We start from the raw sequence: 10,885 nt of genomic DNA, 5'->3' as shown, positions 1-10,885 counted from the left end.
CCTCGACGGCGGGAATCTCGGCCACGGAGGCCGCCGGGCGGTCGATCGCCATTATCGGAACCGGATGCGAGAGGGGACGTAGGGAGGAGGCGGGCCGAGGCGTATGCCGCATACGTTGAGGCCCGCCGACGACCGAGGACGACGCCAGGCGAAGCTGATCGGCCGCCGCATCATCGGAACCGGATGCGGGGGTCGATCCACGCGTACGCCAGATCGACCAGGAAGTTGACGAAGATGAACACGAAGGCCACCAGCAGGACGAGCGCCTGGGTCAGCGTGTAGTCGCGATGGGCCACGGACTCGACGAACAGCATGCCGAGGCCGTTCAGGTTGAAGACCTGCTCGGTGACCACGAGGCCACCCATCAGGAAGGCGAACTCCAGCGCGATGACGGTGAGCACCGGCAGCATCGCGTTCTTGAGCGCGTGGCGCGACAGGATGAGCCGGTTCCAGAGCCCCTTGGCCCGGGCGGTGCGGATGTAGTCCTCCCGCAGCACCTCCAGCATCGCCGAGCGGGTCATCCGGGTGGCCACCGCCGAGTAGCGGTAGCCGACGGCCAGAGCCGGCCAGATGAGCTGGGCGAGGTTCTGCCAGGGATCCACCCAGAAGGGCGTGTACACCATCGGGGGCAGCCACCGGAAGACGATCAGCAGCGTCAGGATGAAGAGGATGCCGAGCCAGAACGACGGAGTCGCCAGGCCCGCGATCGAGAATATCCGCACAGCGTAGTCCACCCAGGTGTCCTGCCTGAGGGCGGCCAGCACGCCGAGCGGGATGGCCAGCAGCACGGCGACGATGGTGGCCATGATCGCCAGCTGGAGGCTCAGCGCGAAGCGGAGCCGGATCTCCTCGAGGATCGGCGCGCCGGTCCACATGGAGGTGCCGAAGTCGAAGACGGCCAGGCCGCGGAGCCAGGCGACGAACTGCTTCCAGAGCGGCTGATCCAGCCCCAGCCGGACTCGCTCCTTGTCGAGGTTCTCCTTCTGGGCGAAGGCGCTTTCCCCGGCGAACCGCAGCTCGACGATGTCGCCGGGGACGACCCGCATGAGGAAGAAGATCAGGACGGCGACGCCCAGGAGCGTCGGGATCATCAGCAGCACCCGCTTGACGATGTATCGGAACACGCCGGGCGCCCCCTCAGCTCGACCCTCTCCCCCGGTGGGGGAGGGGGCGGCGTCTCACTCGGTCAGCCACACGGTGTCGAGCTGGTTGTTCAGGTAGTGGCTGGGCGTGATGGTCCAGCCCCGGAGTCGCGCGCTGTGCGGGATGATCCGGTGCCACTGCAGCGTGTAGAAGACGTGCACCTCCTCGTCCAGCAGCCGCTTCTCGAGCCGCCGGATGAGCTTCTTGCGCTCCTCGGGGTCGGCTGTCCGCGCCTGCTGCTGGAAGAGGTCGTCGATCGCCGTGTCCTTGTGGCGGCCGTAGTTGGCGTCGGAGGTGGACACGAAGCGCACCAGGTCCAGGTCGGGCTCGACGATGAAGCCGCACTGGAAGTCCATGGCCACCTCGAAGTCGCCCCGCTTGAGCATGGGATGGTAGGCCGAGGCCTCGATGACCTCCTGCCTGATGTTGAGACCGATCTGCCGCCACTGGTCGATCAGCCACACGCCCAGCGGCTCGTAGGGCATGGGGATGCCGCGGTTCTTGAAGGTGAAGCTGAAGCCGTCGGGGACCCCGGCCTCCTTGAGGAGCCGCTTGGCCTCCGCCCGCGACCTGGCGATGTCCCGGCCGTAGCCGGCCAGCTTTTCCAGCTCGGCGGGCGGGGTCGCGTAGGGGGTTCCGGGCACCTGGATGCCGGCCACCTCCTTGACGATGGCGATCTTGGACAGCGCCTGGGACCCCTGGTAGCGGTCGAGGGCCAGGGTCAGGGCCCGGCGCACGCGCTTGTCGTCGAACGGCTTCTTCTCGTGGTTCATGGCGACCATCAGCACGCAGTCCCAGGGGCTCTCCTGGACGGTGATCCGAGGGCCAAGCGCCTGGGTGATGCTGTCCCGCTCGGCCGGCGAGAACCCCCGGAACTGGATGAGAGCCCGCTCGCCGCGGACGGCGGCGACCTGGGCGGCCGAATCCTTGACGAAGATCGCCCGGTAGCCGTCGAGGTACGGCTTGCCCTTGTCCCAGTAGGTGGGGTTCTTCTTGCCGACCCAGTGGGACCCGCGGACGTGCTCCACGAACGTGAAGGGGCCGGTGCCCATCACGTTCTTCTCGTACCAGTGCACGTCCTTGGCCAGGAGATCGGCCTTGTAGATCCAGTTCCAGGGCGACGCCAGGTTCAGCAGGAACGACGACTCCGGCCACTTCAGCCGGAAGACGACGGTGGAGGGGTCGGGGGCCTCGACGGCTTGCACCGACTCGTAGGCGTGCTTGCGCAGCGACTTCATGTCGGCCGTCGGGAAGATGATCTTGTCGTAGGAGGCCTTGACATCCTTCGACGTCATCTCGCTCCCATCGTGGAACTTCACCCCCCGCCGGAGCTTGAAGGTGTAGGTGAGGCCGTCTTTGGCGATCGTCCACGACTCGGCGAGGTCCCCGGCTGGCTTGGTGCCCGTCTTGTCGAAGGGGTCGACGCGCAGCAGCGTGCTGTAGTGCGGGGCCATGGGATGGATGACCCCAAACGTCTCTTCCTGGTGCGCGTCGTAGGAAGGCGGCTCCGAGGGCACCACGAAGACCAGCGTGCCCCCGGCGCGGGGCTTCTCCTGGGCCCCCGGCGGTGGGCCGGCGGCGGTGACCAGGGCGAGGAGGATGCCGAACGCGGTGAGCAGCACTAGTGGGCGTCGCATGATGGACCTCCTGGGCTCATTCCGACAACCAGACGGTGTCGAGCTGCTGATTCAGGAAGTGGCTGGGCGTGATGGTCCATCCCCGCACCCTGGCATGGTGGGGGATGATCCGGTGCCATTGCAGCGTGAAGATGTAGTGGGCCTCCTCGTCGAGGAGCCGCCGCTCGAAGGCGCGCAGGTGGCGTTTGCGCTCCTCCGGATCGGTGGCCCGGGCCTGGCGGAGATAGAGGTCGTCGAGCGCGGGGTCCTTGTAGCGGCCGTAGTTCTTGGTGGCGAGGTCGAACGACTGGAACATGCTGAGGTCGAGGTCCGGCTCGACCATGAAGTTGCACTGGAAGTCGATCGCCACGTCGAAGTCACCGGCCCGCAGCACGTTGTAGTGGCCGGCCAGCTCGATCACCTCGTGCTTCACGGCCACGCCGATCTGCCGCCACTGGTCGATCAGCCAGATGCCCATCGCCTCGTAGGGCATGGGCACGGCGCGGTTCTTCAGCGTGAACGACAGCCCCTCCGCCCCGGCCTCCTTGAGCAGCCGCCGGGCTTCCGCCCGGGCAGCCGGGATGTCGCGCCCGTAGCCGGCGAGCTTCCCGAGCTCTTCCGGAGGCGTCGCCCACGGCGTGCCCGGCACCTGGATCCCGGCGACGTCGCGGACGATGGCGACGCGGGAGAGCGCGCGGGAACCCTCCCAGCGGTCCAGGGCCAGGGTCAGGGCCCGGCGCACCCGCCGGTCGCCGAAGGGCCTCCGCTCGTGGTTCATGGCCACCAGGGTAATGCAGTTCCAGGGGCTCTCCTGGACGGCGATCTTCGGCCCCAGCGCCTGGACCAGGCTGTCCCGCTCGGCCGGGGAGAAGCCCCGGAACTGGATGAGGGCCCGCTCGCCGCGGATGGCGGCCACCTGGGCCGCCGCGTCGCGGACGAAGATGGCGCGGTAGCCGTCGAGATAGGGCTTGCCCTTGTCCCAGTAGTCGGGATTCTTCTTCCCCACCCAGTGGGATCCTTTCACGTACTCGACGAACTTGAACGGGCCGGTCCCGAGGATGTTCGTCTCGTACCAGCGGGGGTCCTTCTCCAGCACGTCGGCCTTGTAGATCCAGTTGAACGGCGAGGCGAGGTTGGCCAGGAAGGAGGATTCCGGCCATTTCACCCGGAAGCGCACGGTCTGGGAGTCGGGCGCCTCCACCGCCTCCACGACCCGGTAGGCGCCCTTGCGGAGCGAGGCCACGGTGGGGGGCGGGAAGACGATCTTGTCGTAGGTCGCCTTCACGTCTCGGGCGGTGAGGAGACTCCCGTCGTGGAAGCGCACGCCGGGACGAAGGCGGAACGTATACGTGAGACCGTCCCGCGAGATGGTCCACGACTCGGCCAGGTCTCCGACGACCCGGGTGCCGCTCTGATCGAACGGATCGATCCGCAGCAGGGTGTTGTAGTGGGGCGCGGCCGGGTGGAGGAGGGCGAAGGTGTTCTCCCGGTGGGCGTCGTACGAGGGCGGCTCGGCCGGGACCACGAAGAGGAGCTCGCCCCCGGGGCGCGGCTTCTCCTGCCCCCAGGCCGCCGGGCCGGTGGACGTCACCAGCGCGACGAGGATGAGGAGGACCGCGGAGGGGCGTCGCATGCCTGACCTCCCGAGGCCTACTCGGCGAGCCACACGGTGTCGAGCTGCTGGTCGAGATAGTGGCTCGGCGTGATCGTCCAGCCCCGGACCTTCGCGCTGTGGGGAACGATCCGGTGCCACTGGAGCGTGGCGAGGTAGTGGGCCTCCTCGTCGAGGAGGCGCCGCTCGAACTCCCGGATCAGCTTCTTCCGCTCCTCGGGATCGATCGCCCGGCTCTGCCTCTGGTAGAGCTCGTCGAGCGTCTTGTCCGTGTAGCCGCCGTAGTTCTCCTGGCTGATCTCCTTCGACTGGAACTTGTAGATGTCGAGATCGGGCTCGACGATGTACCCGCACTGGAAATCGACGGCGACGTCGAAGTTCCCGCCCCGCATGTCGTTGAAGTACTTCGCGGTCTCGACGATGTCCTGCTTGACGTTGAGGCCCACCTGCCGCCACTGGTCGATGAGCCAGACGCCGATGGGCTCGTAGGGCATCGGGACCCCCCGGTTGAGGAGGGTGAGGGCGAACCCGTCGGGCACGCCGGCTTCTTTGAGGAGCCGCTTGGCCTCGGCCCGTGACTTCGGGATGTCGCGCCCGTACCCGGCCAGCTTTTCCAGCTCGGCCGGCGGCGTGGCGAAGGGCGTGCCGGGGACCATCACCCCGGCCACCTCCTTGACGATGGCGATCTTCGAGAGCGCCTGGGAGCCCTGGTAGCGGTCCATGGCCAGGGTGAGGGCGCGGCGGACGCGCTTGTCGTCGAAGGGCTTCTTCCGCTGGTTGGGGACGACCCACAGCCCGCAGTCCCAGGGACTCTCCTGGACGGTGAGCTTCGGCCCCAGGGCCTGGACGAGCGTGTCGCGCTCAGCCGGCGAGAAGCCGCGGAACTGGATCATGGCCCGCTCGCCGCGGATGGCCGCCACCTGGGCGGCCGAATCGCGGATGAAGATGCCGCGGTAGCCGTCGAGGTAGGGCTTGCCCTTGTCCCAGTAGTTGGGGTTCTTCTTGCCGATCCAGTGGGAGCCCTTCACGTGCTCGACGAACGAGAAGGGCCCGGTGCCCATGACGTTCTTCTCGTACCAGCGGGGGTCCTTGGCCAGGAGATCGGCCTTGTAGATCCAGTTCCAGGGCGAGGCGAGGGAAGAGAGGAACGAGCCCGACGGCCACTTCAGCCGGAAGACGATCGTGGAGGGGTCGGGAGCCTGCACCGCCTCGACGTCGATGTACTCCCCCTTGCGGGCGGACGCCAGGCCGGCCGGCGGGTTGATGATCTTGTCGTAGCTCGCCTTGACGTCCTTCGACGTCAGCTCGCTCCCGTCGTGGAACTTGACCCCGCGGCGCAGCTTGAGCGTGTAGGTGCGACCGTCCTTCGAGATCGTCCAGGACTCGGCGAGGTCCCCGATGATCCTGGTCCCCGTCTTGTCGGCCGGGTCGGTGCGGAGCAGCGTGCTGTAGTGCGGAGCCGCCGGGTGGATCAAGGCGAAGGTGTTTTCCCGGTGGGCGTCGTAGGACGGCGGCTCGGCGGGGACGACGAAGATCAGCTCGCCGCCGGTCCGCGGCGTCTGGGCCGCGGCCGGGAACGCCGTCACGAGGCCCAGGGTCAGGACCAGGGATGCCAGTCGGCCCATCGGGGTCACCTCCGGTTCATGCCAGGATGCAGGCCGCCCAGTGCCCGGGCTTGATCTCCCGGAGCTCTGGTAGCACCGCGCGGCAGCGGTCGATGGCGATCGGGCACCGCGGGTGGAACACGCAGCCCGAAGGGGGATTGAGCGGACTCGGCACCTCCCCCCGGAGCACGAGGCGTTCTCGCTGCGCCTCGAGCACGGGGTCCGGGATGGGCACGGCCGCGAGCAACGCCCGGGTGTAGGGATGGAGGGGATCGTCGTAGAGCGCCTTGCGGTCGGCCAGCTCGACGATCTTGCCGAGGTACATCACGGCGACCCGGTCCGAGATGTGGCGGACGACCGACAGGTCGTGGGCGATGAAGAGGTAGGTCAGGCCGAACTCGGCCTGCAGGTCCTCGAGCAGGTTGATGATCTGCGCCTGGATGGAGACGTCGAGCGCCGACACCGGCTCGTCGCAGACGATGAGGGACGGCTCCATCGCCAGCGCCCGGGCGATACCGACGCGCTGCCGCTGCCCACCGGAGAGCTGGTGGGGGTAGCGGTCGGCGTGCTGCGGGAGGAGCCCGACGTGGGAGAGGAGCGCGCGGACGCGCGCGGCCCGGGCGGCGGGGTCGGTGACGATCCGGTGGACGGCCAGGGGCTCGGCGAGGATCTGGCCCACCGTCATGCGGGGGTTCAGCGAGCTGTAGGGATCCTGGAAGATCACCTGCAGGCGGCGGCGCACGCGCCGCAGCTCGGCCGGACCGAGCCCGCTGAGCTCGCGGCCCTCGAAGACGACGGCGCCGCTCGTCGGCCGCTCCAGCTGAAGAATGCACCGGCCCGTGGTGGTCTTGCCGCACCCGGACTCGCCGACGAGGCCGAGGGTCTCGCCGCGCCGGATCGCGAAGCTGACCCCGTCGACCGCGCGGATCAGCGCCCGGGGCCCGCCGAAGAGCCCGCCGCCGATGGGGAAGTGCTTGACCAGATCGCGCACCTCGAGGAGGACATCCGTCCCCTCGATCACCGCGCCACCGCCTCGGCCCGTCCGGCGAGGCGCTCGGCCTCCCAGCAGGCGCTCAGGTGCCGGTCGGCGCCGATGGGGCGCAGCGGGGGCCGGTCGACCGGGCACCGCTCCACGCGGAAGGCGCAGCGGGCCGTGAAGGCGCAGCCCGGTGGCAGGCGGGTGAGGTCGGGCGGCTGCCCTTCGATCGGCTGGAGGCGCTCCCGCCGGGGCTCGTCCAGCCGCGGGACCGAGCGGAGCAGGCCGAGCGTGTAGGGATGCCGGGGGTTCGCGTAGAGCTCGCGGGCGCTTCCGCGCTCGACGATCTTCCCCGCGTACATGACGTTGACCCGGTCCGCGTACCGGGCGACCACGCCGAGGTTGTGCGTGATCATGAGCATGGCCACGCTCAGCCGGCGGGAGAGGTCCTTCATGAGCTGGAGGATCTGCGCCTGGATGGTGACGTCCAGCGCCGTGGTCGGCTCGTCGGCCAGGATCAGCGAGGGGTTACAGGCCAGCGCCATGGCGATCATCATCCGTTGCCGCATGCCGCCGCTGAACTGGTGCGGATACTGGGCGAGGCGGCGCTCGGGATCCGGGATGCCGACCAGGGCCAGCAGCTCCACGGCGCGGCGGCGGGCCTCGGCGACCGGCATCCTCAGGTGGATCTCGAGGCCCTCGGTGAGCTGACGGCCGATCGAGAGCACCGGGTTGAGCGAGGTCATCGGCTCCTGGAAGATCATGGCGATCTCGCGGCCCCGGACGCGTCGCATCTCCTCCTCGGAGAGGGCCAGGAGATCGCGGCCCTTGAAGCAGACCTGACCGCCGACGATCCGCCCGCCCGGGCCCGGGATCAGGCGCATGATCGAGAGCGCGCTGACGCTCTTGCCGCATCCCGACTCGCCGACCAGGGCGACCGTCTCGCCCTCCTCGACGTCCCACGACACGTCGTCCACCGCGCGGACGATGCCGCCTCGGGTGGCGAAGTGAGTGCTCAGCCCTCGAACGTCGAGAAGCGTAGCCATGTCGCTCTGTCACCAGAACCCCGGCGCGTGCCCCAGGGGTCCCGCCGCTCGTCCGTCCGCCCGGAGGATCGGCCGCCGGTCTGACCAGGCCGGGCCGACCGGCGCCCGCGCCAGTCGATCACGGCTAAGGCCGCGCGGGAACAGCGATCTCGCGGAATCGATACTCGATCGAGCACGAGGCCAGCGAGTGCCTTTTTTATAGTCCAGTCCGCGGGAAGGTGTCAAGCGCCCAACGGGGCGGCGGCGGACCCCGCGGCCCCTGTCGGCGGCCCCGGCGGTCTGCTAGAATGGCCTCGGCGCGGACGCCCGTCCGCGGTCGATTCGCGCCGTGGCGAGGCCGACGCGGTCGGGTCCGCGCGTGGTGCAGGTATTCCACTGCCGATGAGGTCCTACGCATGAAGCCGTTCATCCTGAACCGATACGGCCGCCTGGTCTTCCCGTCCAACTTCTTCCCGGAGCTCGACTTCTCGATCTTCGAGACCCTCGAGCAGTTCGCTGCCGTCATCAAGCGGGACTTCGAGGAGAAGGCGCCCACCGAGACGGACATCGTGGCGCGGGTCGAGTCCCGGAGCTATCGCGGGCGCTACGAGCTCTTGCGGGACCTCGCCCTCAACCTCTTCTGGGTGAACCGCTACGCGCTGACCATGTACGTGAAGCGCCCGACCCGCTGGCGGGACGTACCCCGGGGGCGGGATGACGTCTTCCTGCCGGTGTACCGCCCGTGGGAGGCGGCCGAGCTGAGCGCGGCGATCGAGGCCGGCTACCGCGGGCTGTCGCCCTCGTGGGACGCGGGGACGGAGGACAAGGTCTTCTCCATCCTCCTCGACGTGTTTCGTCACAAGAAGGGCTCCGGCGCGGAGCTTCCCCCCATCAAGCCCACCGTGGCCGAGATCCTCCGTGATCCCCGGAATCTCACCTATCACCTGCTCGACCACGATCCCGACTACCCGGGCTACGGTCACAGCGACATCATCGAGTGCGCCCACGAGGTGCCCGAGCTGGAGGCGCTCCTCCGCCAGGCGATGGTCCTCCACAACCAGTACCGGTGGGACCGGGCCAAGACCCGGGCCACCGAGGTGGGCAAGCTCCACGACGACGACTTCGTCGTGGTCTTCCAGCCGCGCAGCGACGAAGTTCTCCAGTTCATCCGGCGGGTGAACGCCGGGCAGCGGGTACGGCCCCGCCGGCCGGCCCCGGCCCCGGCGCGCCCGCCCGTCACGCCGTATCCCCCCGTGGACGTCCGCAAGCGGTTCGCCGTCATGCCGCGGCTCGAGGCCCTGGCCATCTACAAGGGCGAGCGCGCGTGCACCAACGACGATCTGATCCGCAACGCCGCCTACTGCTGGTCTCCGATGACGGCCGAGGAGATCTCCCAGAAGACCGGCATCCGCGAGCGGCGCTATACCGAGCTGGACCTCGACCACATCTCGCTCCTGGCGGCCCAGCAGGCCCTCGACAAGTGCGGACGCCGGCCCGAAGAGATCGGGGCGGTGGTGTTCTGCTCGTGCACCAGCGTCAAGATGATGCCGTCGGTCGCCACCTGGCTCTCCGGCCAGCTCGGCATGTTCCAGACCCACGCCTCCTGCGACATCGTGGCCGCCTGCGCCGGGCTGCCCTACGGGGTCGCCGAGGCCGTGCGGCTCCTCCAGGAGGTCGAGCGGCCGGTGCTCGTCGTGTGCGGCGAGAAGTTCTCCGACAAGATCGGGACGGTGCGGACGTCCCGGATGATCTTCGGCGACGGGGCGGCGGCGCTGGTGGTGGGCCCGGCTCCGATCGGCGCGCCGCCCGACATCGAGTTCTTCCAGACGTACGCCAGCGGTCCGATGAGCGAGGTCGACTCCATCATCTGGCCGAACCCCGAGTTCGACAACAACATCACCGTGTACGGCCCCGAGGTGAAGGCGCTCGTCAAGCGCTACCTCTTCCAGATGATCGGTGAGCTCCGCGCGCTGCCCCACCCGGAAGGCGGGGAAGGGTCACTCATGGACGCCATCGAGCTGATCGTGCCTCACCAGGCGAACCAGACCATGGTGACCAGTCTGGCCCAGTCGGCGGGAGTGGCGCCCGGGCAGCTCTACTTCAACATCGACCGGGTGGGCAACACGTCCTCGGCCAGCATTCCCATCGCGCTCCACGACGCGGTCCGGGAGGGCGTGATCTCGCGCCCGATGCGGATCTTCGGTCCGGGCTTCGGCGCCGGGGCCGTCGGGGGCTACGTGGTCCTGCGCTTCGACCCGGCCATCGTGGCGTAGATCGTGGGAGGGGGCCATTGATTGGGCGGGCTTCGCCCGTCCGGGCCCCCTCCCAGACACACCCCCACCATGAGCGTGGCGACTCAGCCGGACGGTGCGCGCGGTTAATCCGACAGCGGGGTAGGCGGTCCCCGGGCTGCCGGCGCGCCGCTGGGCGACGCTCGCGTTCGTGCCCTTCCGGCTTCCCCTGGACGCCAGGCTCGTCCGCTTCCTCTCCGAGGACGGGCTGCGGCTCGAGGGCCGGCTCCGGGTCGGCGACCCCGACCGTGCCGTGGCGCTGTGCCCCCCGCATCCGCTCTACGGCGGCTCCATGCTCACGCCGGTCATCCTGACGGCGGAGCAGGCTTTCCAGGACGCCGGCTACACGACGCTGGCCTTCAACTTCCGGGGCGTCGGCCGGAGCGAAGGGACGCACGGGGGCGGACACGCCGAGGAGGCGGACGTCGCCGGAGCGCTCGCGTTCCTCGCGGAGACCCTGGGCGGTAGGGTGGCGAAGCTGGCCGTCGCAGGCTACTCGTTCGGCAGCGCGGTCGGGGGCCGGGTCGCGGCCGCCGACGGGCGCGTCGCCTGGTACCTCGGCATCGCCCCGACCGTGGGCCTCGGAGACTTCGCGTTCCTCCGGCCGGCCCGGTGCCG

At 69.3% G+C, this 10,885-nt stretch carries 8 protein-coding genes; 2 read left to right on the top strand and 6 right to left on the bottom strand.

Annotated features, from left to right (window positions below):
• Nucleotides 1-170: 170 nt before the first annotated feature.
• The 6 genes from VGW35_26945 to VGW35_26920 are packed head-to-tail and all read right to left on the bottom strand — an operon-like array spanning nt 171 to nt 7,997.
• Nucleotides 171-1,124 carry an ABC transporter permease gene (locus VGW35_26945; GenBank protein HEV8311314.1) on the bottom strand — a complete coding sequence of 318 codons (954 nt, stop codon included), beginning with the start codon at nt 1,122-1,124 and terminating at the stop codon, nt 171-173.
• 54 nt (nt 1,125-1,178) lie between these two features.
• Nucleotides 1,179-2,780, bottom strand: coding sequence for an ABC transporter substrate-binding protein (locus VGW35_26940; protein HEV8311313.1), 1,602 nt, complete (start codon nt 2,778-2,780; stop codon nt 1,179-1,181).
• Between the two features lie 16 nt (nt 2,781-2,796).
• Nucleotides 2,797-4,392, bottom strand: a complete 1,596-nt coding sequence (locus VGW35_26935) for an ABC transporter substrate-binding protein (protein ID HEV8311312.1) — start codon at nt 4,390-4,392, stop codon at nt 2,797-2,799.
• Between the two features lie 17 nt (nt 4,393-4,409).
• Complete coding sequence (locus VGW35_26930; GenBank protein ID HEV8311311.1) at nt 4,410-5,996, bottom strand: ABC transporter substrate-binding protein; 1,587 nt, start codon at nt 5,994-5,996, stop codon at nt 4,410-4,412.
• Between the two features lie 16 nt (nt 5,997-6,012).
• A complete protein-coding gene (locus VGW35_26925) occupies nt 6,013-6,996 on the bottom strand; it encodes a dipeptide ABC transporter ATP-binding protein (protein ID HEV8311310.1) in 984 nt (327 codons plus the stop codon).
• On the bottom strand, nt 6,993-7,997 hold the full coding sequence (locus VGW35_26920) for an ABC transporter ATP-binding protein (GenBank protein HEV8311309.1): 1,005 nt from the start codon (nt 7,995-7,997) through the stop codon (nt 6,993-6,995). Before VGW35_26920 ends, VGW35_26925 begins: the two co-directional genes overlap by 4 nt.
• 395 nt (nt 7,998-8,392) lie before the next feature.
• On the opposite strand from VGW35_26920, the gene VGW35_26915 reads away from it, so the two are divergent.
• Both VGW35_26915 and VGW35_26910 read left to right on the top strand, forming a co-directional pair.
• On the top strand, nt 8,393-10,249 hold the full coding sequence (locus tag VGW35_26915; GenBank protein ID HEV8311308.1) for a 3-oxoacyl-ACP synthase III family protein: 1,857 nt from the start codon (nt 8,393-8,395) through the stop codon (nt 10,247-10,249).
• Between the two features lie 169 nt (nt 10,250-10,418).
• The coding region (locus VGW35_26910) for an alpha/beta hydrolase (protein HEV8311307.1) at nt 10,419-10,885 on the top strand (467 nt) is incomplete at its 3' end.

The organism is Candidatus Methylomirabilota bacterium (assembly GCA_036005065.1).
In the GTDB taxonomy this organism is placed as follows: domain Bacteria; phylum Methylomirabilota; class Methylomirabilia; order Rokubacteriales; family DASRDR01; genus DASYQW01.
The sequence above is the reverse complement of the archived record's forward strand: the minus strand, read 5'-3'. Positions and strand labels throughout refer to the sequence as shown.